21 protein-coding genes and 1 rRNA gene are annotated in these 24,701 nt (G+C 63.3%); 16 read left to right on the top strand and 6 right to left on the bottom strand.

The features are described from left to right. Positions 1 to 93 precede the first annotated feature (93 nt). The 3 genes from rrf (at position 94) to D0T21_RS25775 (ending at position 6,248) form a co-directional block, all read left to right on the top strand. Positions 94 to 206: ribosomal RNA gene (gene rrf, locus D0T21_RS25785) — 5S ribosomal RNA — on the top strand. Positions 207 to 460: 254 nt separating this feature from the next. After that, on the top strand, positions 461 to 2,257 hold the full coding sequence (locus D0T21_RS25780; RefSeq protein WP_229211642.1) for a serine hydrolase: 1,797 nt from the start codon (positions 461 to 463) through the stop codon (positions 2,255 to 2,257). 82 nt (positions 2,258 to 2,339) lie between these two features. Continuing rightward, on the top strand, positions 2,340 to 6,248 hold the full coding sequence (locus D0T21_RS25775) for a two-component regulator propeller domain-containing protein (protein ID WP_116992216.1): 3,909 nt from the start codon (positions 2,340 to 2,342) through the stop codon (positions 6,246 to 6,248). Positions 6,249 to 6,258: 10 nt separating this feature from the next. Here D0T21_RS25775 and D0T21_RS25770 read toward each other — a convergent pair whose 3' ends face one another. The 5 genes from D0T21_RS25770 to D0T21_RS25750 all read right to left on the bottom strand — a co-directional run bounded on the left by D0T21_RS25770 (position 6,259) and on the right by D0T21_RS25750 (position 10,960). After that, positions 6,259 to 6,600 carry a DUF1840 domain-containing protein gene (locus D0T21_RS25770; RefSeq protein WP_116992217.1) on the bottom strand — a complete coding sequence of 114 codons (342 nt, stop codon included), beginning with the start codon at positions 6,598 to 6,600 and terminating at the stop codon, positions 6,259 to 6,261. Positions 6,601 to 6,775: 175 nt separating this feature from the next. Further along, on the bottom strand, positions 6,776 to 7,282 hold the full coding sequence (locus D0T21_RS25765; RefSeq protein ID WP_116992218.1) for a hypothetical protein: 507 nt from the start codon (positions 7,280 to 7,282) through the stop codon (positions 6,776 to 6,778). Further along, positions 7,282 to 8,988 (bottom strand): M1 family metallopeptidase, encoded by a 1,707-nt coding sequence (locus tag D0T21_RS25760; protein WP_116992219.1) that lies wholly within the window; start codon positions 8,986 to 8,988, stop codon positions 7,282 to 7,284. Before D0T21_RS25760 ends, D0T21_RS25765 begins: the two co-directional genes overlap by 1 nt. 122 nt (positions 8,989 to 9,110) lie before the next feature. Further along, positions 9,111 to 10,622: a YifB family Mg chelatase-like AAA ATPase gene (locus tag D0T21_RS25755; RefSeq protein ID WP_116992220.1), complete on the bottom strand. Its 1,512-nt coding sequence runs from the start codon at positions 10,620 to 10,622 to the stop codon at positions 9,111 to 9,113. A gap of 98 nt (positions 10,623 to 10,720) precedes the next feature. Then, complete coding sequence (locus D0T21_RS25750; protein WP_008444917.1) at positions 10,721 to 10,960, bottom strand: accessory factor UbiK family protein; 240 nt, start codon at positions 10,958 to 10,960, stop codon at positions 10,721 to 10,723. Between the two features lie 278 nt (positions 10,961 to 11,238). On the opposite strand from D0T21_RS25750, the gene D0T21_RS25745 reads away from it, so the two are divergent. From D0T21_RS25745 to D0T21_RS25685, 13 genes are all read left to right on the top strand, one after another. Then, the gene (locus D0T21_RS25745; protein WP_116992530.1) at positions 11,239 to 12,003 is read left to right on the top strand and encodes a TorF family putative porin; all 765 of its coding nucleotides are present in this window, start codon (positions 11,239 to 11,241) and stop codon (positions 12,001 to 12,003) included. Between the two features lie 11 nt (positions 12,004 to 12,014). Next, positions 12,015 to 12,353 carry a P-II family nitrogen regulator gene (locus D0T21_RS25740; RefSeq protein WP_008444920.1) on the top strand — a complete coding sequence of 113 codons (339 nt, stop codon included), beginning with the start codon at positions 12,015 to 12,017 and terminating at the stop codon, positions 12,351 to 12,353. An 11-nt stretch (positions 12,354 to 12,364) separates the two neighbouring features. After that, on the top strand, positions 12,365 to 13,933 hold the full coding sequence (locus D0T21_RS25735) for an ammonium transporter (protein ID WP_116992221.1): 1,569 nt from the start codon (positions 12,365 to 12,367) through the stop codon (positions 13,931 to 13,933). A 206-nt stretch (positions 13,934 to 14,139) separates the two neighbouring features. Then, entirely contained in the window at positions 14,140 to 15,441 is a 1,302-nt protein-coding gene (gshA, locus tag D0T21_RS25730) for a glutamate--cysteine ligase (protein ID WP_116992222.1), read from the top strand. Between the two features lie 85 nt (positions 15,442 to 15,526). Beyond that, entirely contained in the window at positions 15,527 to 16,474 is a 948-nt protein-coding gene (gene gshB / locus D0T21_RS25725; protein ID WP_116992531.1) for a glutathione synthase, read from the top strand. A 60-nt stretch (positions 16,475 to 16,534) separates the two neighbouring features. After that, positions 16,535 to 16,942 carry a PTS sugar transporter subunit IIA gene (locus D0T21_RS25720; RefSeq protein WP_116992223.1) on the top strand — a complete coding sequence of 136 codons (408 nt, stop codon included), beginning with the start codon at positions 16,535 to 16,537 and terminating at the stop codon, positions 16,940 to 16,942. Positions 16,943 to 16,992: 50 nt separating this feature from the next. Beyond that, positions 16,993 to 17,262: an HPr family phosphocarrier protein gene (locus D0T21_RS25715; RefSeq protein WP_008444930.1), complete on the top strand. Its 270-nt coding sequence runs from the start codon at positions 16,993 to 16,995 to the stop codon at positions 17,260 to 17,262. 44 nt (positions 17,263 to 17,306) lie between these two features. Next, positions 17,307 to 19,049, top strand: a complete 1,743-nt coding sequence (ptsP, locus tag D0T21_RS25710) for a phosphoenolpyruvate--protein phosphotransferase (RefSeq protein ID WP_116992532.1) — start codon at positions 17,307 to 17,309, stop codon at positions 19,047 to 19,049. Between the two features lie 110 nt (positions 19,050 to 19,159). Continuing rightward, complete coding sequence (locus D0T21_RS25705) at positions 19,160 to 20,275, top strand: homoserine O-acetyltransferase (RefSeq protein WP_229211638.1); 1,116 nt, start codon at positions 19,160 to 19,162, stop codon at positions 20,273 to 20,275. Further along, positions 20,272 to 20,883: a methionine biosynthesis protein MetW gene (gene metW, locus D0T21_RS25700; protein WP_116992225.1), complete on the top strand. Its 612-nt coding sequence runs from the start codon at positions 20,272 to 20,274 to the stop codon at positions 20,881 to 20,883. The genes D0T21_RS25705 and metW overlap by 4 nt, the downstream gene beginning before the upstream one ends. Then, positions 20,883 to 22,148, top strand: a complete 1,266-nt coding sequence (locus D0T21_RS25695) for an AmpG family muropeptide MFS transporter (RefSeq protein ID WP_116992226.1) — start codon at positions 20,883 to 20,885, stop codon at positions 22,146 to 22,148. The genes metW and D0T21_RS25695 overlap by 1 nt, the downstream gene beginning before the upstream one ends. Beyond that, a complete protein-coding gene (locus D0T21_RS25690) occupies positions 22,135 to 23,025 on the top strand; it encodes a M48 family metallopeptidase (RefSeq protein WP_116992227.1) in 891 nt (296 codons plus the stop codon). Before D0T21_RS25695 ends, D0T21_RS25690 begins: the two co-directional genes overlap by 14 nt. After that, positions 23,025 to 23,912 carry a pseudouridine synthase gene (locus D0T21_RS25685; RefSeq protein ID WP_116992228.1) on the top strand — a complete coding sequence of 296 codons (888 nt, stop codon included), beginning with the start codon at positions 23,025 to 23,027 and terminating at the stop codon, positions 23,910 to 23,912. Before D0T21_RS25690 ends, D0T21_RS25685 begins: the two co-directional genes overlap by 1 nt. Here the strand turns inward: D0T21_RS25685 and D0T21_RS25680 are convergent, their stop codons facing one another. Continuing rightward, positions 23,913 to 24,680, bottom strand: coding sequence for an exodeoxyribonuclease III (locus D0T21_RS25680; RefSeq protein ID WP_116992229.1), 768 nt, complete (start codon positions 24,678 to 24,680; stop codon positions 23,913 to 23,915). Positions 24,681 to 24,701: the final 21 nt, after the last annotated feature.

Genomic DNA, 24,701 nt, shown 5'->3' with positions numbered 1-24,701 from the left:
GTTGGAACGTTCGTTGATACAACTTCATTACCCCATTACTTACTTTTTCCAGATTCGGAGCGTCGCTGAAAGCGTCGCTCGTACAAGTCAATGCCTGATGACCATAGCAAGTTGGTCCCACCCCTTCCCATCCCGAACAGGACCGTGAAACAACTCTGCGCCGATGATAGTGCTGCAACCAGTGTGAAAGTAGGTTATCGTCAGGCTAGTTATAAGAAGAAGCCCACCAGGTGATCCTGGTGGGCTTTTTTGCGTCTATTGAATGCTAATATGGTAATTATCAAGTTATCTATTGGAGTTTCATATGTCGACTCGTTCCGTAATCGCAACCGTAATTGCATTGGCTTTCTCCGCATCGGTCTATGGGCAGAAGCTCGACGCCGATACATCGTTGGGGGCGGGCGTTTCAAAAATCACTGGCGCCCGTGACTGGACCGCTCGCCAGGAGCCCGGGTTGATTGTGCTGGAAGCACCCGAAGGCGATACCCGCATGGTGCTGGTCGAAGTCGATGCCGCGGATGCTGCGGCCGCGACAGCCGCAGCATGGACACGCTACCAGCCCACCTTCAAACGCACCATCAAACTGGTGACGGTGGAAGAGGCAACTAATGGCTGGCAGGAGCGCAAGGCGACCAGCTACGAGACATCCCCCAGCGAAAAAGCAGTGATCTACGCGGAAGCATTCCGCGACGGCGACAAATGGACGGTGCTGCTGCTCGATGGCAGCGAACAAACCGTCGGCAAGCGCGATGCCGCGCTCGACCTTGCGCTGCAAAGCCTGCGCCCCAAGAACTATCTGCCGGAATCGTTCGCCGGCCGCGCGGCGCATCCGCTGGATGCCGCGCGCCAGGAACAGTTGCGCACCTTCCTGCAAGACTCCATGAAAGTGCTGGGTGTCCCCGGCCTGTCGTACGCGCTGCTGGATCACGGCAAGATCGTCTACGAAGGCGGCCTCGGCGTGCGCGAACTTGGCAAGCCGGCGCCGGTCGATGCCCATACCTTGTTCATGGCGGCCTCCAATACCAAGGGCATGAGCACGCTGATGCTGTCGACGCTGGTCGATGAGGGCAAGCTCAAATGGGACCAAAAGGTCACCGAGGTCTATCCGGCTTTCAAGCTGGGCAGCGCGGAGACCACGTCCAAGGTCGAGGTCAAACACCTGGTGTGCGCCTGCACCGGCCTGCCACGCCAGGACCTGGAATGGATCTTCGAATTTAAAAACGCGACGCCCGAAACGTCGCTCAAACTGCTGGCTACCAACAGCCCGACCAGCGGATTCGGCGAAGTCTACCAGTACAACAACCTGATGGCATCGGCCGCCGGCTATATCGGCGGCCACATCGCGTATCCGGACAAACCCTTGGGCGTGGCCTACGATGAGGCGATGCAAAAGCGTATCTTCACGCCGCTGGGCATGAACGATACGACCTTCGACATGGCCCGCGCGCTGCGCTCCGACCATGCCAGCCCGCACTCCTACAATGTCGACAGCAAAGTCGAGGTGCTGCCGATGAACTTTAATTATTCGGTTGTGCCGCATCGGCCCGCCGGCGGCGTCTGGACCTCGGCCCATGACTTGATACGCTACGTCCAGTTGGAGGCCAATCAGGGCACGCTACCAGACGGCAAGCGGCTGGTATCGGCCGACGCCTTGCTGGCGCGTCGCCAGCCGCAAGTGGCGGCGGGTGAAAACCGCAGCTACGGCATGGGCTTGTCGGTCGAGACAGCCTGGGGCGTGCCGGTCGTCTATCACGGTGGCAGCATGTTCGGCTACAAGAGCGACATTTACCTGATCCCCGGCGAGGGCACAGGTGCAGTGTTGCTGACCAACTCCGACCAGGGACGCGCGTTGTTGCGTCCCATGTTGCGCCGTTTGATGGAAATCCTTTACGACGGCAAGCCGGAAGCGGTCGAAGCGGTGCGTCGCGCCGCCGAACGCGGAGCAGCTGAACGCAAGCAGGAGCGTAGCGCCACCACCTTGCCGCCGGATGCCAGCGCCGCAAGTGGCCTGGCCCGACGCTACCGCAGCGCCGAACTGGGCGACCTGACTGTGCGCCGCAATGGCAAGAAGCTGATTTTCGATTTCGGCGAATGGCAGACGCCGGTGGGCACGCATAAGAACGAGGATGGCAGCCTGTCCTTCATGACCAGCGCCGCCGCGTTTTCCGGCCTGGAACTGGTGGCTGGTCGCAGCTCCGGCAAGCGTACGTTGACGGTGCGCGACGGTCAGCATGAATATATCTTTACTGAGCTTTAGCCCTTGCCAACCCCGCCAGTGAATTGGTGGGGTTTTTTACCTTTGTGCATTAGAATGGCTTGCATCTAGGAGACGCAGCCCTATGCCAGGTTACGCAACACGTTCCATCCTTTTATGTGGCTTGCTCCTGCTGGCGCTGACGCCTATTGCGCGCGCGGCGCCGCTCAGCCTGCGGTTCGAACACCTCGGCATCGAACAGGGACTGACCCAGGAATCGGTCACCGCGGTATTGCAGGACCGTCACGGCTACATGTGGCTGGGCACGCAGGCCGGCCTGAACCGCCACGACGGCTACCGCACCACCGCCTTCAAGAACGATCCGGCCAATATCCGCAGCCTGCTCGACAACTACATCCATGCGCTGTACGAAGACGGCAACGGCACCATCTGGATCGGCAGCAAAGGCGGGCTGGACCGTTACGATCCCGCCACCCAGTCGTTTGTCCACCAACTCAGCAAGAGCGGCCTGACCGTCCTGAGCATCGTCGGCGACGGCGCGCAGGGGCTGTGGCTGTCCACCAGCGAAGGCTTGCAGCATCTGGACACCGCCAGCGGCAAGGTGCAGACGCTGCGCCACGCGGCGGCCGATGCCGACAGCCTGGGCGACGACCGCATCGGCCCGCTTGCGCGCGACCCGTTCGGCAACCTGTGGGTGGGCACGGCCAGCGGCCTGGAAATGTTGCAAGCCGGCGGTCACAAGTTCAAACACTGGTCTGCGCGCGATGGCGCTGCGCCGTCCAGCAATATTCTGTCGCTGTCGATCGGCGCCGACGGCGTGCTGTGGGCCGGCACCATGCAGGGTTTGCAGGCATGGCGCCTGGCCAGCGACGGCGCCGAGCGCGTGCCGCTGGCGCCAGCCGATGATTTGCACGAGCAGCGCATCACCGCGCTGCTGCACGACAGCGACGGCGTGCTGTGGGCCGGCAGCTATAGCGACGGCTTGAAGCGGCGCGATCCGGTCACGCGGCATTTCTACACCTACCGCCACAACAGCCAGGACCGCCACGGCGTCGGCGACAACCAGATCAGCGCGTTGTACCAGGACCGCACCGGCACGCTATGGGTGGGCAACTGGTACACCGGCCTGGATTGGGTGGACCTGACCAGTGGCGGCTTCGAGCGCTACACCGAATACCCCGGCGTGATGCCCAGCATCAGCAACAACAAGGTGCGGGTGATCACCGGCGCCGGACCCAACAAGGTCTGGCTGGGCACCGGCAACGGCTTGACCCTGCTCGACACCGCCAAGGGCGACACCGAGGTCTGGCGCCATAATGACCGCGACCCGGCCAGCCTGCCGGGCGACCAGATCCAGGCGCTGCAGACCGACCGGCGCGGCCGCCTGTGGGTCGGCAGCACCACCGGCCTGGCCTGGCGCGATGCGGCCGGCGGCCCGTTCAGGCGGGTCGTGCTGGATGCCGATCCGGCGGCGGCGACGATACAGCGCATCGTGGTCGATCGTGGCGGCGTCATCTGGGTGGCGTCGCGCGCCGGCTTGCACCGCGTCGATCCGCAAACCAGCGCGGTCAGCACCTGGCGCCACGACGCCGCCGACCTGAACAGCCTGGATGGCCGCATCTATTCGCTGATGGAGGACAGCCACGGCGTGCTGTGGGTGGGCACGGAAAACGGTCTCGACCGATTCGACCGCGCCAACGGCACCTTCCGCCACTATCGCCACGAGCCCGGCAAGGCGGACAGCCTCAGCCACAAACGCGTGCACTACACCTATGAAGACGACAAGGGCCGGCTGTGGATAGGCACGGCGGCCGGTCTGTGCCGCGCCGAGCCGGGCGCCGACGGCGAACTGCATTTCCGTTTCTACCCGACCAACAGCGGCCGCGCGCCGGACCCGGTCGGCGCCATCGTCGGCGATGACCAAGGCCGCTTGTGGATCAGCAGCACGTCCGGCCTGGCGATGCTCAATCCCGACACCGGCGTGTTCAAGGAGTACACCTCGCGCGACGGCCTGATCGACGGCTCCTACTTCATCGGCTCCGGCTACAAGGCGGCCGACGGCACGCTGTTCTTTGGCGGCCTGTCCGGCGTGACGGCGTTGCTGCCGTCGCGCATCCACGACAACCCGCATGCGCCGCCGGTGTCGATCACCGATTTTTCCATTTTCAACCAGTCCATCCTGACCGGCCAGGCGCGCAGCGACGTGCTGGAGAAGGGGCCGATCTACGAAGCCAAGACGCTCAGGCTGGGCTACCGCGACGCTGTCTTCTCGTTCGAGTTCGCCGGCCTGCATTACGCCGATCCGCAACGCAACCGCTTCGCCTACCAGCTGGAAGGCTTCGATCCGCAGTGGGTGACGGCCGACGCCGGCAAGCGCTTCGCCACCTACACCAATCTCGACCCCGGCCGCTACGTGTTCCGCGTCAAGGCCGCCAACAAGGACGGGGTCTGGAGCAGCGAACCGGTGGCGATGGAAGTGATCATCGCGCCGCCGTTGTGGGGGACCTGGTGGTTCCGCCTGCTGATGCTGAGCCTGGTGCTGGGCGGTGTCTACCTGCTGTTCCGCATCCGCATCCGCATGCTGGTCAACCAGAAGCATGCGCTGGAGGCCGAGGTCGGCAACCGCACGCGCGAGCTGGTGCAGCAGAAGGAATCGATCGAACGCCAGAAGCGCGAGGTTGAACGCCAGAAGGAAAGCGTGGAGCTGGCGCACCGGAACATCTCGCTGCTGTCCGATATCGGCCGCCGCATCACCGCCAACCTGGACAGCGAAGCCATCATGTCGATGCTGTACCAGCAGGTGCATGCGCTGATGGACGCCAGCGTGTTTGGCATCGGCATCTACCGGCCCAAGGAGGAAGTGATCGAGTATCCGTTCGCGATGGAGAAGGGCAAGCGCTACACGCCCTACACCCGCAGCATGCGCGAGCCCAACCAGCTGGCGGTGTGGTGCATCACGCACGCGCAGGAAGTGTTCATCAACGACCTGGAGCATGAATACCAGCGCTACATCGACCACCTGGAGCTGGTCTCGGGCGCCGACGACATGGGCACGCTGGAGGACGGCTCGCTGCCGACCGAGCCGCGCTCGCTGATCTATGTGCCGATTTCGGTGGCCGGCCAGGTGCGCGGCGTGATCACGGTGCACAGCTACCGCGCCAACGCCTACCAGCGCATCGATCTCGACATGCTGACCACGCTGGCGTCCTACGTGGCGGTGGCGTTCGCCAACGCCGATTCCTACCGCAAGCTGCAGGACACGCAGCAGCAGTTGGTGGAACGCGAAAAACTGGCGGCACTGGGGGCGCTGGTGGCGGGCGTCGCGCACGAGCTGAACACGCCGATCGGCAACAGCCTGGTGATCGCCAGCACGCTGGAAGACAAGACGGCGGAGATCGACCTGCGCCAGACGCAGAACACCTTGCGCCGTTCCGACCTGAGCAGCTTCATCGAGGCGGCGCGCGAGGCGTCGCTGCTGCTGATGCGCAGCCTGCGCAACGCGGCGGAATTGGTGAACAGTTTCAAGCAGGTGGCGGTGGACCAGGCCAGCGCCAAGCGGCGCCATTTCAATCTGCACCAGGCCAGCCAGGAAATCGTGACGACGATGAAGAACCAGATCCGCAAGGCCGGCCATCAGGTGGAGCTGGAAATGCCGGACGATATACAGATGGACAGTTTCCCCGGCCCGTACGGCCAGGTCATCATCAACCTGATCAACAACGCGCTGCTGCATGCGTTCGAGGGACGCAGCGGCGGCGTCATCAAGCTGTGGGCGGTGCGGCTGGGGCCGGACCAGGTGCGCATCGTGTTCCAGGATGACGGCAAGGGCATCCAGCTGGAACACCAGGCCCGCATCTTCGACCCTTTCTTCACCACCAAGCTGGGGCAGGGCGGCAACGGCCTGGGCCTGAGCATCACCTACAACATCGTCACCTCGCTGCTTGACGGCACCATCCGGGTCGACAGCGCGCTCGATGTGGGCACGCGTTTTACGCTGGATCTGCCGCTCAAGGCGACGCTGTTGGGCGACTAGCGGGCGGGGCTCAGATGCCCCAGATGATGCTCTCGTTTTCCTGCTTGGCCGAGCGCAACATTTCCAGCAGCGGGAAGGCGCGGGCGGCAAAACCAACCCGTTGCATCACCGCGTGTTCCGTCGATTCGCCTTCTTCCTGCTCATGGGTGTGGACGTCGTGCTCGACGTCCGTTTCCGGATGCAGTTTACTTGCGGCAACTTCACCTTCGAGCAGGGACAGGGCGTGGGCCGCTTCCTGCGCCGTGATAACGCCGCGCGTAGGATTCTTGTGCAGCAAATCCAGGATGCGCTGGGCATGTTCCTGGTACATCAACACTTCTGGACTGGACTTCGATTTGAAGGAAATTAACATAGCGTGCTTTCTTAATCTTGTAATTGGAACGATAGCACGGCGCACCGTTTCTTGCCTGAGCGGTCCGCCGTAGTCTAGACATTAGGCCTTGGGGACCACTATACAAGAGGCGACCCCATCTGTATGAGCGCTAGCGCACATCAGATTAAGCATTTTCTAAGCCTGGGGCCTGGTTTCAGTTCAGTTTGAAGGAACTCAGGTAGGTTTCGACGCTGTCCTGCACGATATGCTTGTCGCGGCCCATGACGATCACCTGGTAAATCCGCTTGTCGCGGGCGATGAAGTGGCCGATCAGGCGCATCGCTTCGCCATTCCGGCTGCCCTTGGCCTCGACGTCGAGCGTGGCCTGCTTGCCGTCGGCGGATGACTTGGTGCTGGTGACGGTGGCGCCGATATTGTTGACCAGCGCCGTCTTCATGGCTTCGATCGCTGCCGGGCCCTGGACCGCGTCCGGCAGCTGCGCGCTACCGACGGCGAAGATGACGCCGTCCACTTCGGCCGCCGTCATTGTCATGTTCACCGACAGCTTATCGAGCTGGATGCTGCGGGTCTGGCTGGCCGGCTTGCCAGGGAAGAGCACGGCGTAGGGCGCGTCATTGCTGCGGTAGTCGCGCCAATCGTATTGCGGGCTGCAGGCGGACAGGGCGGCCGCCAGCAGCAGCGCCACGGAGATTTTTTTCATCACGATTTGGCTTTCTTTTTACGTTGTTCTTCCTGGCGTTTCCAGTCGTCGATATGGACTTGTTGGCGCAACACGCGGGAGTTCGGATCGATGGTGTAAAGCGCTTGCTGCGGCAGCGTCAGTTCGCCTTTGCCGTCGGCCATGGCCAGTGTTTCTATGCGGCCGTTGACGCGCACTTCGACCGGCATCGGGAAGGCGCCGCCATCCTTCAGCTTCCAGCTCAGCTTGAGCTGATTGCCGCTGCGCTCCTCGACCAGCTCCGGCAGCGCCGCGTGGTACAGGTAGGCGTCGAAGAACCAACCCAGGTCGCGGCCGCTGGCCTCGTTGGCGATGGCGATGAATTCCGTCGTGCTGCTGTAGCGCGGCCTGAAGTTGCCCGGCTTGGGCGTCTCGGTGCCGTAAACCATGCGGCGCGTGGCGCGGAAGAAGGCGTCGTCGCCGATCAGATTGCGCAGCGTGTGCAGGATCAGCGAACCCTTGGTGTAGATGTCGTTGCCGGGGCCGCCTCGTTCGTCTTCGTAGACATCTTCGATGCGCTTCGATTTTCCGCTGACCACGGGCACCTTGTTGAGCAGCGATTTGCGCTGGGTGAACAGCTCGGCCTGGAACTCCCTTTCGCCGCGCAGGTGCTCCAGGTACAGCGGCTGCATATAGCTGCCGAAGCCTTCGTGCAGCCACATGTCATCCCAGTCGGCGTTGGTCATCTGGTTGCCGAACCATTCGTGCGACAGCTCGTGGTGCAGCAGCCAGTCGTAGCCGAACGGCGACTTGGCGTAGCCGTTGCCGTAGGCGTTGATGGTCTGGTGCTCCATGCCCAGGTGCGGGGTTTCGACCACACCCATCTTCTCGTCGCCAAACGGATAGGGGCCGATGCGGGCCTCAAAGAAATCTAGCATCGGCGCGAATTCGGCGAACAGGCCCTGGGCCTGCTTGTCGTGGCCCTTCAGGTACCACATGCGCAGCGGGATCTTGTTGCCGTAGCGGCTGTCGTAGTCGCCCGACAGCACCTCGTAGGGGCCGATGTTGAGGGCGACGCCGTAGGTGCTGGGGTTCTTCGCGCGCCAGTGGTAGGTGCGCCAGCCGTCTTTCTCGTCCATGCCGAGCGCGATGCCGTTGCCAGCCACCACCAGCGGCGACGGCACGCTGATGTGGAGGTCGATTAATCTTGGCTTGCCTTGCGGGTGGTCGATGCAGGGCCAGAACAGGTCGCAGCCTTCGCCTTCGACGGTGGTGGAAATCCACGGCTGGCCGTCTTCGGTTTTGCTCCACATGAAGGCGCCGTCCCATGGCGCGTGCGAGGCCACGTGCGGCACGCCGTGGTAGCGGATGCGCACGGTGGTGCGGGCGCCGGCGGCCAGTGGCGTCGGCAGAGTCAGGTAGAGGCGGCCGTCCGGGTTGCTGATCGCCGACGGCGCCAGCTGCACGCCGTCCACGCTGGCGAAATCGATGGGCAGGTTGCGGTCCAGCTCGACCGCGATGCGGGTCAGCGGCGCGCCAGCCAGGAAGGTCAGCGCGGCGTCGCCGCTGATGCTGCGGGTGGCGGGATCGACGCGCAGCGCCAGGTCGGCCTGTTCGAACGTGACGGCCAGCTGTTCCGGCGCGCGCGGGCTGCCGGAGTTGGCGGTGAAGTCGGTCAGCGGCAGCTGGGTGGTGGCACAACCGGCCAACAACGCGCTGGCGGCAAGGTAGAGGGGCAGGCGTGTCATTGATTTCCCGGCGGGTTGTAGGGGCACCGAGCAATATAGCAGCAAGGCTAACGAAGAGGTGATGCTTAGCGCCGGGATCGGCAGAATTTAGCACGGGCGGTGGATGCCGGGATGTGGAGCGCTCAGCGGTCGCGCAACGCCCGCCGGTACTGGACCGCTTCGCTGACATGCGGTTCGAGGATGCGTTCGCTGCCAGCCAGGTCGGCGATGGTGCGGGCCACACGCAGGATGCGGTGGTAGGCGCGGCCGGACCAGTGGAAGCATTCCATGCTGAGTTTCAGGCTGGCCTTGCCGGGGCGGTCGAGTTTGCAGTACTGGTCGATCTCGCGCGTGCTCAGGTACTGGTTGCGCTTGCCCTGGCGTTGCAGTTGGCGGTCGGTGGCCGCCTGCACGCGGGCGGCGATCACGCGCGACGGTTCGCCGTTGGCGTCCGCCGCCAGGATGTCAGGATCGACCGCCCCCACTTCCAGCTGGATGTCGATGCGGTCCAGCAGCGGACCGGAAACGCGGCCCTGGTAGCGCTGGATAATGTCCGGCGTGCAGCGGCAGATGCCGCTGATGTGGCCGTCGTAGCCGCAAGGGCAGGGGTTCATCGCGGCAATTAGCTGGAAGTGCGCGGGGAAGTCGGCCTGCCGGGCGGCGCGTGAAATGGTGATGCGGCCCGACTCCAGCGGCTCGCGCAGCACATCCAGTACGCTGCGCGCAAATTCGGGGAGCTCATCAAGAAAAAGGACGCCCCTGTGCGCCAGCGAAATCTCGCCCGGCCTCGGCACGCTGCCGCCACCGACCAGCGCCACGCCGGATGAGGTGTGGTGCGGCGAGCGGAACGGACGACGCTTCCATTGCTCGATATGGAAGTTGCCCGTCAGCGATTGCACGGCGGCCGCTTCCAATGCTTCCTCGTCAGTCATCTCCGGCAGCAGGCCGGGGAAGCGTGCCGCCAGCATGGTCTTGCCCGCGCCTGGCGGGCCGACCAGCAAAACCGAATGATTTCCTGCGGCCGCCACCTCCAGCGCCCGCTTGGCGAACACCTGTCCCTTGACGTCGGCAAAATCGGGATACTCCAACTGCGCCACCTGCGGCGTCGAGTCATGACGCGACAGCATGGACTCGACCGACTTGGCGGCGAAATGGCTGCACACCTGCAGCAGCGATTGCGCCGGGTAGATGGCGGCGTTGCCGACCAGCGCCGCCTCGTCGGCATTGGCCAGCGGCAGGATGAAGGCCAGCGTGCCGCCGTCGCGGCGCGTCGCCAGCGACATCGCCAGTGCGCCGCGTATCGGCCGCAATTCGCCCGACAGCGACAGCTCGCCGGCGAACTCGTATTGATGCAGGCGGGTGGAGGGGATTTGTTTGGACGCCGCCAGGATGCCCAGCGCGATCGGCAAGTCAAACCTGCCCGACTCTTTCGGCAAATCAGCGGGGGCGAGGTTGACGGTGATGCGTTGCGCGGGAAATTCGAAGCCGCCGTTCTGGATGGCGGCGCGGACGCGGTCCTTGGCTTCCTTGACCTCGGTGTCGGCCAGGCCGACGATGGCGAAGGCGGGCAAGCCGTTGGCCAGATGCACTTCGACGCTGACCTCCTGCGCCTCCATGCCCGCCAGGGCGCGGCTTTTGAGTACGGCTAGGCTCATGGGTTAGCGGACGACCAGTGGGGATACCAGCCGCCAGCGTAGCCCAGGCCCGCTGTGGTGCTTTGCGCTAGCCCAAACGGGCGCGGCGCGGACCTGCTTTATTGACCGGCTTTGGCTTCCAGTTCCGCCAGGCGCGCTTCCAGCGCTTCCAGCTTGGCGCGGGTCTTGGCCAGGACTTGCGCCTGCACATCGAATTCCTCGCGCGTCACCAGGTCCAGCTTGGCAAAACCCTGGGTCATCATCGACTTCACATTCTTCTCGATGTCCTTTGCTGGTGAGTTTTCGATGGCCTGATTGATCTTGCTTTGCAAGTCGTTAAAAAAAGTGTTCATATCCATAATATTCCTTGATCTCGCCAGCAATGCACTGCACCATTGCAGTGCACTCCAGCCTTAATGTGGTGCGAAATTCGGCAAAATCACCGTCGCACCCATCCCATTCTCACATTCTTTCAAATGCGGTCCCGTTGCCCTAGTTGATACGGCAGCTATCACCTCGACAACATTAGCTGGCACGCATTCTGCTACAGAAGCTATGAACGCATTCACCGCTTCGCTACACACAGGATTTTAAACCGCAACTGCTAAATAAGTTCAACTACACAAGGAAAACAATGATGAAAAGCCTGAGCAAGAACTTTACCCTGATCGCAGCGTTGACTTTAGCATTCGCCTCCATGAGCGCCGGCATGGCGCGCGCCGAAGACGCGACACCCGCGCCGGAAGCGAAACCGGACAATGAAGTCAGCTTCAACGCTGCCATTGCCAGCGACTACCGCTACCGCGGCGTATCGCAAACCCGTCTGAAGCCTGCCTTGCAGGGCGGCGCGGACTACACCAACAACCCGACCGGCCTCTACGCCGGCACCTGGCTGTCCACCATCAAGTGGACCAAGGACGCGGGCGGCGACGGCGATGTCGAATGGGATCTGTACGCCGGCAAACGGGGCGAGATCGTCAAGGATGTGACTTATGACGTCGGCGGCCTGTACTACTTTTACCCGTCGAATGGCCTGCACCCGAACGCCAACACCTTCGAATTGTACGGCCAGATCGGCTACGGCCCGGTCACGCTGAAATACTCGCAATCGACCACCAACCTGTTCGGCTTTGCCGACAGCAAGAACAGCGGCTACGTCGACGCATCCGGCAACTTCGACCTGGTCGACGGCTATGTGCTGAACGTGCACGCCGGCCACCAGAATGTCAAACACAACGGCGCCTCCAGCTACACCGACTACAAGCTGGGCGTGACCAAAGATTTCGGCGTAGTGACGGTGGCATTGGCGGCGGTCTATGCCGACACGAAAGCCTACGTCGGACCGGATGGGAAGAACCTGGCCAAAACCGGGGCTGTCCTGACCATTTCCAAAACCTTCTAAGCGAGGCCAGCATGAAAATGATTACCGCCATTATCAAGCCGTTCAAGCTCGACGAGGTCCGCGAGGCCCTGTCGGCGATCAACGTGCAAGGCATCACCGTGACCGAGGTCAAAGGCTTCGGTCGCCAGAAAGGCCACACCGAGCTGTACCGCGGTGCGGAATACGTGGTGGACTTCCTGCCCAAGACCAAGATCGAAGCGGCGGTGGACGATTCCATCGTCGAGCAAGCGATAGAAGCGATCGAAGGCGCTGCCCGCACCGGCAAAATCGGCGACGGCAAAATCTTCGTGTACAACCTGGAACAAGTCATACGCATTCGTACCGGCGAAACCGGCAACGAAGCTCTTTAAGGGGAAGCTTGATGAAAAAAACTATAACAACGTTGCTGGCTGGGGTATCCATCCTGTTCGCGCTGTCCGCGCCGGTGCACGCCGAGGATGCCAAACCGGCCGCTTCGGCCCCGGTCGCCTCCGCTGCTGCACCGGCCGCGTCGGCGCCTGAAGCGGCTCCAGTTGCCGCTCCTGCTGCCGCCGCGCCAGCCGCTGCGCCAGCCGCCGCAGCGCCGGCGGAAGCCGCCCCGGCCGCTCCGGCCGCCGCCCCCGTGCCGAATAAAGGCGACACCGCCTGGATGATGGTCTCGACCATCCTGGTCATCATGATGTCGATTCCCGGCCTGGCGCTGTTCTACGGCGGCCTGGTTCGTTCCAAGAACATGCTGTCCATCCTGCTGCAGGTGTTCACCATCTTCGCGCTGATCATCGTGCTGTGGTGCGTGTACGGCTACTCGCTGGCCTTCACCGAAGGCAACGCGTTCGTCGGCAAATTCGACCGCCTGTTCCTGAACGGTATCTGGGATCCGGCCAAGGCCACCTTTGCCACCGCCGCCACCTTCAGCAAAGGCGTGGTCATTCCGGAGTTCGTGTATGTGGTGTTCCAGGCGACCTTCGCCGCCATCACCTGCGGCCTGATCGTCGGTTCCTTCGCCGAACGCGCCAAGTTCACCGCGGTGCTGGCTTTCATCGTGCTGTGGTTCACTTTCGCTTACCTGCCGATCGCCCACATGGTCTGGTTCTGGACCGGTCCTGATGCGATCAAGGATGCCGCGACGCTGGCCACCGAAACCGCCAAAGCCGGCTTCCTGTGGCAAAAAGGCGCGCTGGACTTCGCCGGCGGCACCGTGGTGCACATCAACGCCGCTGTTGCCGGCCTGGTGGGTGCTTACATGATGGGCAAACGCGTTGGCTACGGCCGCGAATCCATGGCGCCGCACTCGCTGACCATGACCATGATCGGCGCTTCGCTGCTGTGGGTGGGCTGGTTCGGTTTCAATGCCGGTTCGGCACTGGAAGCGGGCGACGTCGCCGCACTGGCCTTCGTCAACACGCTGCTGGCTACCGCCGCCGCCACCATGTCCTGGCTGCTGGGCGAGTGGATCGTCAAAGGCAAGCCTTCGATGCTGGGTGCCGCTTCGGGCGCCGTCGCCGGCCTGGTGGCCATCACCCCGGCTTGCGGCTACGTCGGTCCGATGGGCGCGCTGATCATGGGCCTGCTGGCCGGTGTCGTCTGCCTGTGGGGCGTGAACGGCCTGAAACGCCTGCTGGGCGCCGACGATTCGCTGGACGTGTTCGGCGTGCACGGCGTCGGCGGTATCCTGGGTGCGCTGCTGACCGGCGTGTTCGCTTCGCCATCGCTGGGTGGCCAGGGCATCTTCGACTACGTCACCAACAAGATGTCGGCCGATCCATACTCGATCGTCAGCCAAGTGACGATCCAGGGCACGGCCATCGTCACCACCATCCTCTGGTCGGGCCTGGTTTCGCTGATCGCCTACAAGCTGGTCGACATCGTCATCGGTCTGCGCGTGCCGGAAGAGCAGGAGCGCGAAGGCCTGGACATCACCAGCCATGGCGAGTCCGCCTATCACGCTTAACCTCACGCTTAAACCTATGCTTAATTGCTAATGTTGTGCGGGCCCGCTGCGGCGGGCCCACCGGGAAGCGCCTCCAAAAGAGGCGCTTTTTTTATTTCCCGCCTTTAAAATAGGGTTTTCGCCCCGATTTGGGGTATCTGCACGGTAATATCTGATGTTCTGTGTGCCTGGAGGGTCGTCCTCCCGCATCATTTAAGGAAGTAATCATGGTTCCCCACCTCGTCACGGCCCTGACCGGACCGCTGCTCGACCTCGAAGAAAAGATCCTGGCTGCAACGCCGGCCATTGAGCGCTGGTTCCGCCTGGAGTGGCAGGAGCACACGCCGCCGTTCTATTGCTCGGTCGATATGCGCAATGCCGGCTACAAGCTGGCGCCGGTCGACACCAATCTGTTCCCCGGCGGCTTCAACCATCTGGCGACGGAAATGCTGCCATTGTCGGTGCAGGCCGCCATGGCCGCCATCGACAAGTACTGCCCTGACGCCCGCAACCTGCTGCTGATTCCGGAAGTGACCCAGCGCCATCCGACCTACTGGCAAAACGTCGCGCGGCTGATGCAGATCTTCCGCCAGACCGGCTTGCACGTGCGCCTGGGTTCGCTGTCGCCGGAAATCACCCAGCCGACCCCGCTGGCTTTGCCGGACGGCAATATGCTGGTGGTCGAGCCGCTGGTGCGTTCGGCCAACGGCCGCCGCGTGGGCCTGAAGGATTTCGATCCCTGCACGATCTTGCTGAACAACGACCTGTCGGCCGGCATTCCTGACATTTTGCAGAACATCCACGAGCAAAGCCTGCTGCCGCCGCTGCATGCCGGCTGGGCCGTGCGCCGCAAGGGCAACCACATGAACGCCTACGACGAGGTGGTCAAGAAGTTCGGCAAGCTGATCGGCGTCGATCCGTGGATGCTCAACCCCTTCCACGCCAAGTGCGACGCCGTCAATTTCCGCACCGGCGAGGGCTACGACTGCCTGGCCGCGAATATCGACGCGCTTCTGTCCAAGATCAAGAAGAAGTACAAGGAATACGGCATCAAGGACCAGAAGCCCTTCGTGATCGTCAAGCCGGACGCCGGAACTTACGGCACCAGCATCCTGACGATCAAGGATTCCAGCGAAATCAAGGACTTGAGCCAGGCCCAGCGCGACAAGATGATCGTCATCAAGGATGGCAAGGAAGTGACCGACTTTATCATCCAGGAAGGCGTGCCGACCTTCGAGAGCATCAAGGACGCCGTGGCTGAGCCGGTGGTCTACATGATCGACCGCTACGTGGTGGGCGGTTTCTACCGCGTGCACGCGGAAAAGGGCATCGACCAGAATCTCAACGCACCCGGTTCGCAGTACGTGCCGCTGGCTTTTGCCCAGCAGCACGCGGTGCCGGACCTGAAGGCCAAGCCGGGCACGGCGGCGCCGAACCGTTTCTACGTCTACGGCGTGGTGGCGCGGCTGGCCTTGCTGGCGGCGTCGCTGGAAATGGAACGCACCGATCCGAATCCGGAAGTCTACTAAGTCCCATGGGAGCGGCCTGGTCCGCTCCCCGGTGCCGCAGGCGAATCTCGGCTAAAATCAGGCATTACCCAGAATGGATGCGCCCATGAAAATAGCTTTCCTCGCCGATCCCTTGGCCAGCTTCAAAACCTACAAGGATTCGACCTACGCCATGATGGTGGAAGCGGCCAAGCGTGGCCACACCGTCTACGCCTTCGAGCAAAAAGACATGGCGCTGGACAGCGGCGTGGTCTACGCCAACGCGGCCGAGATCACCATCACCGGCGACAGCCACGACTGGTATCGCGCGGCGCCGTCCCACGAAACCAACCTGGGCGAGTTCGACGCCATCATCCAGCGCAAGGATCCTCCATTCGACATGGAGTACATCTACGGCACCTACCTGCTGGAGTTGGCCGAAAAGCAGGGCGCCAAGGTGTTCAACAAGCCGGCGGCGATCCGCGACCACAATGAAAAGCTGTCCATCGCCCAGTTCAGCCAGTTCACCTCGCCGACCCTGGTGACGGCCGACGAAGCGCGCATCCGCGCCTTCCAGAAACACCATGGCGACATCATCCTCAAGCCGCTGGACGGCATGGGCGGCGCCGGCGTGTTCCGCGTGACGGCCGACGGCATGAACCTGGGGTCCATCATCGAAACGCTGACCGACAACGGCGCCCGCACCATCATGGTGCAGCGTTATATTCCCGAGATCGTCAAGGGCGACAAGCGCATCCTGGTCATCGCCGGCAAGCCGGTGCCGTTCGCGCTGGCGCGCATCCCGCAGAACGGCGAAGTGCGCGGCAACCTGGCGGCCGGCGGCGTCGGCGTAGCCCAGCCGCTGACCGAACGCGACTATGAAATTGCCAATACCCTGGGTCCGATACTGGCCGCCCGTGGCTTGTTGCTGGTAGGATTAGACGTTATTGGTGATTGCTTAACGGAAGTGAACGTCACCAGTCCAACCTGCTTCCAGGAAATCACCCAGCAAACGGGCTTCCAGGTGGCGGCGATGTTCGTCGACGCCGTCGAAGCGGCCGTGCAGGGCAAATAACTAACAATTAACTTGCGTCGGACGTCAAAAAACGTCCGCGCTCACTGGCGGTTTAAGAATATGGTTGGCATACTGCTTATGACGCACGCACCACTGGGACAGGCCTTCATTGCCGCCTGCGCCCATGTGTTCCGTGGTCCCACCGAGCGGCTGGAGGCGATCGACGTGATCGCCGACCAGGACCTCGGCGAAGTCCAGGCACTGGCGGCGGCGGCGATCAAGCGTCTCGACGACGGCGACGGGGTGCTGGTCATCACCGACGTCAAAGGCGGCACGCCCGCCAATTGCTGTAACCGCCTGGCGGACGCCGGCCGGGTGGAGGTGATCGCAGGCATCAGTTTGCCGATGCTGCTGCGCGCCATCACCTACCGCCGCGACGTGCTGGACGTGGTGGTAGAAATGGCCCTGGCCGGCGCGCAGAGTGGGGCAGTGCGCGTCGATAACCGAATCCGGGTCGGGCAATCCTGACTCCGGAATTATTTTTTGCAGTGCGCATTTCTGATTGAGACAAAAGAAAAATGATTCAACAAGAACTTGAGATTATCAACAAGCTTGGTTTGCATGCGCGTGCCTCCGCCAAATTCACCCAACTGGCAGCAAAATTTCAAAGCGACGTCTGGCTGACCCGCAACGCGCGCCGCATTAACGCCAAGTCCATCATGGGCGTGATGATGCTGGCCGCTGGCAAGGGCGCCAAGGTCACGCTGGAAGCCGATGGCGCCGATGAGGGCGATTGCATCGCCGCGCTGACGGCGCTGGTCAACGACAAGTTCGGCGAAGGCGAGTAATGCCTGCGGAACGCAGCCGTCCCCGCACCCCCACCGGCCCGGCCATGGCTTCCTTCACGCTGCATGGCATCCCGGTGTCGCGCGGCATCGCCATCGGCCGCGCCCACAAGCTGGCGCCGGCGGCGCTGGACGTCAAGCACTACCTGGTGGCGGAAGAGCACCTGGAGGCCGAAGTATCGCGCCTGCAGCAGGCGCTGGTGCAGGTGCACAAGGAGCTGCAGACGCTGTGGAACGAACTGCCGAAGGATGCGCCGACCGAACTGGGCGCCTTCATCGACGTCCATGCGCTGATCCTGTCCGACCCGATGATCTCGGAAGCGCCGCTGGACATCATCCGCACCCGCCACTACAACGCCGAATGGGCGCTGCTGACCCAGATCGACGAGCTGTCGGCGCAGTTCGACGAAATCGAAGACCCCTATCTGCGCGAGCGCAAGGCCGACATCCAGCAGGTCGCCGAGCGCGTGCTGAAGGTGTTGATGGGCACCGCCCAGATCCTGCCCGCCACCACCGGCGAGGACGGCTTCCAGGCGCAGATGATCATCGTCGCCCACGACATTTCGCCGGCCGACATGCTGCAGTTCCGCGACCGTTCCTTCATCGGCTTCGTCACCGACGTCGGCGGCCAGAACTCGCACACGGCCATCGTCGCCCGCAGCCTGGACATCCCGGCGGCGGTGGGCATGTCCGGCGCCTCGACCCTGATCGAGCAGGACGACTGGCTGATCATCGACGGCGACGCCGGCGTGGTGATCGCCAACCCGAGCGCGCTGGTGCTGGAGCAGTACCGCGAACGCCAGGGCGCCGCCGCCCGCGCCCGCAAGAAGCTGCAGAAGCTCAAGAAAACCCCGGCCATCACCAAGGACGGCGTCGAGATCATGCTGATGGCGAACATCGAACTGCCGGACGATTGCCCGGCCGCGATGGAGGCGGGCGCCAACGGCGTCGGCCTGTTCCGCTCCGAGTTCCTGTTCATGGGCCGCAACAGCCGCATCCCGTCCGAGGACGAGCAGTTCGAACAGTACAAAAAGGCCGTGGTGGCGATGAAGGGCCGGCCGGTGACCATCCGCACGCTCGACATCGGCGCCGACAAGCCGCTCGACCAGACCGAGCACACCGCGCTCAATCCGGCGCTGGGCCTGCGGGCGATCCGCTACTGCTTGGCCGAGCCGCAGATCTTCCTGACCCAGCTGCGCGCCATCCTGCGCGCGTCGGCATTCGGCAAGGTGCGCATCCTGATCCCGATGCTGGCGCACGCCTTCGAGATCGACCAGTCGCTGGCCATGATCGCCCAGGCCAAGGCCGAGCTGCGCGAGCAGAACATCAAGTTCGACGACGATGTCGACGTCGGCGCCATGATCGAAATCCCGGCCGCCGCGCTGGCGCTGCCGATGTTCGTCAAGCGCATGGACTTCCTGTCGATCGGCACCAATGACCTGATCCAGTACACGCTGGCGATCGACCGGGTTGATTATGAGGTCGCACACCTTTACAATCCGCTGCATCCGGCTGTGCTGCAATTGATCTCGATGACGATTGCGGCCGGGCATAAAGCCGGGATCGACGTGGCCGTATGCGGCGAGATGGCGGGCGATATCAAGCTCACGCGCCTGCTGCTGGGCATGGGTTTGCGCGAATTCTCGATGCACCCGGCGCAGCTGCTGTCGGTCAAGCAGGAAATCCTGAACAGCGACCTTGCGCGCATCATGCCGCAAACCCGCAAGATCATGCGCTCGATGGAACCAAATGTAATTGCAGACGCGGTCGAACAATTGCAGTTGATGTAGTAAGTGGTGGGACCCATCCTCGCGGTCCCACCTTGATAGATGGCCCGCGGGGCCGACCCCTATAAAAATTAAACCACATGCCATCCTTAGGATACGTTACTCCGCAAACCATGCATTTTGCGCAGCCGCTGCCGCTGCAAAGCGGCGCGTCGCTGCACGACTACATGTTGATGTATGAAACCTACGGCACCCTCAATGCCGACAAATCGAACGCGGTGCTGGTCTGCCACGCGCTCAACGCCTCGCACCACGTGGCCGGCGAATATGAAGGCCAGCCGAAAAGCCTGGGCTGGTGGGACAATATGGTCGGTCCCGGCAAGCCGCTCGACACCGACCAGTTCTTCGCCATCGGCATCAACAACCTGGGTTCCTGCTTCGGCTCGACCGGGCCCATGCACATCAATCCCGCCACCGGCAAGCAGTACGGCGCGGCCTTCCCGGTCGTCACGGTGGAGGACTGGGTCCATGCCCAGGCGCGCCTGGCCGATCAACTGGGCATCACGCAGTTCGCCGCCGTCATGGGCGGTTCGCTGGGCGGCATGCAGGCGCTGGCCTGGTCCATCATGTACCCGGACCGTTTGCGTCACTGCGTGGTGATCGCTTCCACCGCCAAGCTGTCGGCGCAGAACATCGCCTTCAACGATGTCGCCCGCCAGGCCATCCTGTCCGATCCCGACTATCGCGGCGGCGACTTCTATGAACACGGCGTGGTGCCGAAGAACGGCCTGCGCGTGGCGCGCATGGTCGGCCACATCACCTATCTGTCGGACGACGACATGGCCGAGAAGTTCGGCCGCAAGCTGAGGGATGCCGCGGAGGCGGGCGACTACAAGTTCGGCTTCGGCGTCGACTTCGAAATCGAATCCTACCTGCGCTACCAGGGCGACAAGTTCAGCGAATACTTCGACGCCAACACCTACCTGCTGATCACCAAGGCGCTCGATTACTTCGACCCGGCGCGCGCGCACGGTGGCGACCTGGCCAGGACTCTGGCCGGCACCAAGGCCAAGTTCTTCCTGGCCTCGTTTACCACCGACTGGCGCTTCTCGCCGGAGCGCAGCCAGGAGATCGTCAAGGCGCTGATCTGCAACCGCCGCCAGGTCACCTACGCGGAGATCGATGCGCCGCACGGCCACGACGCCTTCCTGCTGGAAGATCCGCGCTACATGAACCTGGTGCGCGCCTACTACGATCAGGTGTGGAACGAAATAAAGGACGCAGGATGAACTTCAACGATTTAAGCAGCGCCCGGCCGGACCTGGCCTTCATCGCCCACTGGGTGCCGAAGAATGCACACGTGCTCGACGTCGGCTGCGGCGACGGCGTGATGATGGACTACCTGCAAAGCGACAAGCAGTGCAGCGGCTACGGCATCGAGATCGCCGACGACAAGGTGCTCGACTCCACCAAACGCGGCGTGCGCGTGATCCAGCAGGACATGGAGAACGGCCTGGCCCTGTTCGGCGACAACAGCTTCGACACGGTGCTGTGCCTGTCGTCGCTGCAGATGATGAAACATGTGGAGCCGCTGTTGCGCGACATCGTCCGCGTTGGCAAAGAGGCGATCGTATCGTTCCCCAACTTCGCCTACTGGCCGCACCGCGTGGCCTTGCTGAAAGGCCGCATGCCGGTGTCGGAATCGCTGCCGTACGAGTGGTACGACACGCCGAATATGCGTTGCGCCACCATCACCGATTTCCGCGACCTGGCCGAAGAATGCGGACTGGAAGTGATCGAATGCGTGGCGCTGGCCGAAGGCCAACGCGTCTCGTTCCTGCCCAACCTGCGCGGCGACCTTGCCGTGTTCCGCTTGCGTAAAAAGGTCAGCCACTGATGACGATCCAGGAACAGCCATCGAGCGCGCCCGGCTGGCGCACCTACCTGAACGGCCGCACCGTCTCCATTCTGTTCCTGGGCTTCAGCTCCGGCCTGCCGCTGTACACGCTGATCTACCTGATGCAGGCGTGGCTGGCCAAGTCCGGGCTGGACGTGAAGGCGCTGGGCCTGTTCGCGCTGGTGACCTTCCCGTACACCTTCAAGTTCCTGTGGGCGCCGTTCATGGACCGCTACGCCATCGGCTCGCTGGGCCGGCGGCGCGGCTGGATGGCGTTGACGCAGCTGGCGCTGTTCCTGGTGATCGGCGGCCTCGGCATGCTGGATCCGAAGCTGGAGCTGACCCTGATCGCCGGCACGGTGTTCGTGATCGCCTTCCTGTCGGCCAGCCAGGACGTGGTGATCGACGCCTACCGCCGCGAGATCCTGGCCGAGAACGAGCAGGGCCTGGGCGCGGCTATCGTCGTCAACGCCTACAAGGCCGCCAGCCTGATTCCAAGCGCGCTGGGGCTGGTGCTGGCGGACAGCATGCCGTGGCAGGCTGTGTTCTGGATCGTCGCCGCCTTCATGCTGCCGGGTTTCATTTGCACGCTGCTGGCCAAGGAGCCCGCCGTGTATGGCGCGCCGCCCAAGAACCTGCAGGAAGCGGTGGTGCTGCCGTTCCGCGAGTTCGTGCAGCGCGATGGCTGGAACCAGGCCTTGCTGATCATCGGCTTTGTGCTGCTCTACAAAATCGGCGACAGCATGGCCACTGCGCTGTCGACCAAGTTCTTCCTCGATATCGGCTTCACCACCAAGCAGATCGGCCTGGCGGCCAACGCCACCGGCTGGTGGGCGGCGCTGGCCGGCGGCGCCGTCGGCGGCATCTGGATGATCAAGCTGGGCATCAACCGCGCCTTGTGGGTGTTCGGCGTGTTGCAGGCGATCGCCATCCTGGGCTTCGCCTGGCTGGCCAAGACCGGGCCCGATCCGCTGCTGCTGAGCGCCGTGTTCGGCTTCGAAGCCTTCGCCAGCCTGGGGCTGGGCGCGGCGGCGCTGGTGGCCTTCATGTCGCGCGCCACCGATCCGCGCTATACGGCCACCCAGTACGCCTTGTTTTCCAGCCTGGCCGCGGTGCCGCGCACATTCATCAATTCCTCGGTCGGGTATATAGTGGCGGAAACCGGATGGTTCTGGTTCTTTATTGTGTGCTTCATCCTGGCGTTTCCTGCCATGATGATGCTGCCTAAAATCGCCCCATGGAATACCAGGAATGAACCAGCTTAAATTAAACGCCGCCTTGCTGGCGCTGCTCTGCTGCGCCGGCGCCGTCGCGCCCGTAGCCGCCGGTGGCCAGGACGACGGCATCCCCGTCACCAGCATGTCGCGCCTGCGCGGCATCGGCGGCGACGCCCGCCAGTTCGACCAGCAGTCCAAGCTGCAGTACGACCAGATGCTGGCCCAGGCCCACCAGAAGGACGCCGTCGCCACCGAGCGCAATCCGCAGCTGATACGGCTGCGCGCCATCGCCAAGCGGCTGATCCCGTTCACCGCGCGCTGGAATCCGGACTCCGCCAACTGGAAGTGGGAAGTCAACCTGCTCAACTCGCCGACGGTGAACGCCTTCTGCATGCCGGGTGGCCGCATCGCCTTCTACAACGGCATCCTGACCAAGCTGAACCTGACGGACGACGAAGTGGCGATGGTCATGGGCCACGAGATCGCCCACGCGCTGCGCGAACACGCGCGCGAGCAGGCCGGCAAAAACACCATCACCTCGGTCGGCGCCCGCATCGCCGGCGCGCTTGGCTCGGCTTACTTCGGCGTTGATCCGCGCCTGGGCGACGCGGCGGCCGGTATGGTGGCGCAGGGCGCCGCGCTGAGCTTCTCGCGCGGCGACGAGAGCGAGGCCGACCTGGTTGGCCTGGACCTGGCAGCCCGCGCCGGCTTCGATCCGCGCGCCGGCATCGCGCTGTGGCAGAAAATGAGCGCGGTGAACAAGAGCCAGCCGCTGCCTTTCCTGTCGACCCACCCGAGCGGCAGCAAGCGCATCGAGGACATGAACAAGAATATGTACCTGGTGCTGCCGGTGTACGCGCGCGCCAAGGGGCTGGATGCCAACGCGCTGCCGCCGTATCACTCGCTGGCGCTGCCGCGTTCATAATGTCGCGCGCTCCGCTGCCGATGCGCGACGGTGTCGCGCCCAGCTATCTGTGGCTGCCGGAAGGGCAGTGGCCGGACCTGCTCACCTTCCTGATCGCGCGCTATCCCGACGTGACGGAGGCCTCGTGGCGCGACCGCATGGCGCGGCATGAGGTGGTGGACGGCGACGGCAACGAGCTGGCGCCGCACAGCGCCTACCGGCGCGGCATGCGCATCTTCTACTATCGCGAGCTGGATGCCGAGACGCCGATTCCGTTCGAGGAAGAGGTGCTGTTCATGGACGAGCATCTGGTGGTGGTCGACAAGCCGCACTTCCTGCCGATGATACCGACCGGCCGCTTCCTGCACGAGACGCTGCTGGTGCGGCTGAAGAAAAAGCTGGGCGAGCAGGATCTGACGCCGATCCACCGGCTGGATCGCGAGACGGCCGGCGTGGTGATCTTCTCGCGCCGCCAGGACAGTCGGGGCGCCTACCAGTCGATGTTCCAGAAGCGCGTGATCGAGAAAGAGTACGAAGCGCTGGCGCCGCGCCTGCACGGGCGCGACTTCCCTTTTACTTACCGCAGCCGCATGGTCGACGGCGACAAATTCTTCATCATGAAGGAGGAGCCGGGCGAGCCGAATTCCGAAACGCTGATCGACGTCATCGAGCACCGCGCCGACTGCACCTTGTACCGGCTGCATCCGCACACCGGCCGCAAGCATCAATTGCGCGTGCACCTGGCGTCGCTGGGGATCCCCATCATCAACGACGCTTTCTACCCGGTGGCACTGCCGTGCAAGCAGGACGACGTCTCGCAGCCCTTGAAACTGCTGGCGCGCCGCATCGCCTTCACCGATCCGCTGAGCGGCGAGCGGCGCGAATTCCGCAGCCGCCGCAGCTTGTAGTTACGCGTAGGTGATGGTCAACGGCGCGTGGTCGGAGAACTTTTCTTCCTTGTAGATCGCGACCGTGGTGGCCTTGGCGGCGATGCCCGGGGTGGCGACGTGGTAGTCGATGCGCCAGCCGACGTTCTTCGCGTACGCCTGGCCGCGGTTGCTCCACCACGTGTATTGCTCTTCGCGCGGATCGAGGCCGCGGTGCACGTCGACGTAGCCCACTTCGTCGAAGACGCGCGTCATCCACTCGCGCTCTTCCGGCAGGAAGCCGGAATTCTTCTTGTTGCCCTTCCAGTTCTTCAGGTCGATTTCCTTGTGGGCGATGTTCCAGTCGCCGCAGATGACCACTTCGCGGCCCTCTGCGTGCAAGGCTTGCAGGTGCGGCAGGAACAGGTCCATGAAGCGGAACTTGGCTTCCTGGCGCTCCGGACCGGACGAGCCGGACGGGCAATACACGGAAATCACCGTCAGGTTGCCGAAATCGCAACGCACATAGCGGCCCTCGGCGTCGAACTCCGGCGAACCGAAGCCGATCACCACGCGGTCCGGCTCGATCTTGCTGTAGACGCCGGTGCCGGAATAGCCTTTTTTCTCGGCATAGTGGAAATGGCCGTGGTAGCCGCCCGGATTGAGGAATTCCGGCGTCATGTCCGGAGCCTGCGCCTTCAATTCCTGGACACAGACGAAATCGGCGTCCTGCATGGCCATCCATTTGAAAAAGCCCTTGGTGGAGGCGGAACGGATGCCGTTCAGATTGGCAGAGATGATTTTTGGCATGGTCGATTCGATGCGTAAATT

Source organism: Duganella sp. BJB476, assembly GCF_003416895.1.
GTDB lineage: Bacteria > Pseudomonadota > Gammaproteobacteria > Burkholderiales > Burkholderiaceae_D > Rugamonas.
The sequence above is the reverse complement of the archived record's forward strand: the minus strand, read 5'-3'. Positions and strand labels throughout refer to the sequence as shown.

Coding starts and splice junctions, on each gene's coding strand:
- D0T21_RS25775 (WP_116992216.1), top strand. CDS start 2,340: ATGCCAGGTTACGCAACACGTTCCATCCTTTTATGTGGCTTGCTCCTG.
- D0T21_RS25770 (WP_116992217.1), bottom strand. CDS start 6,600: ATGTTAATTTCCTTCAAATCGAAGTCCAGTCCAGAAGTGTTGATGTAC.
- D0T21_RS25765 (WP_116992218.1), bottom strand. CDS start 7,282: ATGAAAAAAATCTCCGTGGCGCTGCTGCTGGCGGCCGCCCTGTCCGCC.
- D0T21_RS25760 (WP_116992219.1), bottom strand. CDS start 8,988: ATGACACGCCTGCCCCTCTACCTTGCCGCCAGCGCGTTGTTGGCCGGT.
- D0T21_RS25755 (WP_116992220.1), bottom strand. CDS start 10,622: ATGAGCCTAGCCGTACTCAAAAGCCGCGCCCTGGCGGGCATGGAGGCG.
- D0T21_RS25750 (WP_008444917.1), bottom strand. CDS start 10,960: ATGGATATGAACACTTTTTTTAACGACTTGCAAAGCAAGATCAATCAG.
- D0T21_RS25745 (WP_116992530.1), top strand. CDS start 11,239: ATGAAAAGCCTGAGCAAGAACTTTACCCTGATCGCAGCGTTGACTTTA.
- D0T21_RS25740 (WP_008444920.1), top strand. CDS start 12,015: ATGAAAATGATTACCGCCATTATCAAGCCGTTCAAGCTCGACGAGGTC.
- D0T21_RS25735 (WP_116992221.1), top strand. CDS start 12,365: ATGAAAAAAACTATAACAACGTTGCTGGCTGGGGTATCCATCCTGTTC.
- gshA (WP_116992222.1), top strand. CDS start 14,140: ATGGTTCCCCACCTCGTCACGGCCCTGACCGGACCGCTGCTCGACCTC.
- gshB (WP_116992531.1), top strand. CDS start 15,527: ATGAAAATAGCTTTCCTCGCCGATCCCTTGGCCAGCTTCAAAACCTAC.
- D0T21_RS25720 (WP_116992223.1), top strand. CDS start 16,535: ATGGTTGGCATACTGCTTATGACGCACGCACCACTGGGACAGGCCTTC.
- D0T21_RS25715 (WP_008444930.1), top strand. CDS start 16,993: ATGATTCAACAAGAACTTGAGATTATCAACAAGCTTGGTTTGCATGCG.
- ptsP (WP_116992532.1), top strand. CDS start 17,307: ATGGCTTCCTTCACGCTGCATGGCATCCCGGTGTCGCGCGGCATCGCC.
- D0T21_RS25705 (WP_229211638.1), top strand. CDS start 19,160: ATGCATTTTGCGCAGCCGCTGCCGCTGCAAAGCGGCGCGTCGCTGCAC.
- metW (WP_116992225.1), top strand. CDS start 20,272: ATGAACTTCAACGATTTAAGCAGCGCCCGGCCGGACCTGGCCTTCATC.
- D0T21_RS25695 (WP_116992226.1), top strand. CDS start 20,883: ATGACGATCCAGGAACAGCCATCGAGCGCGCCCGGCTGGCGCACCTAC.
- D0T21_RS25690 (WP_116992227.1), top strand. CDS start 22,135: ATGAACCAGCTTAAATTAAACGCCGCCTTGCTGGCGCTGCTCTGCTGC.
- D0T21_RS25685 (WP_116992228.1), top strand. CDS start 23,025: ATGTCGCGCGCTCCGCTGCCGATGCGCGACGGTGTCGCGCCCAGCTAT.
- D0T21_RS25680 (WP_116992229.1), bottom strand. CDS start 24,680: ATGCCAAAAATCATCTCTGCCAATCTGAACGGCATCCGTTCCGCCTCC.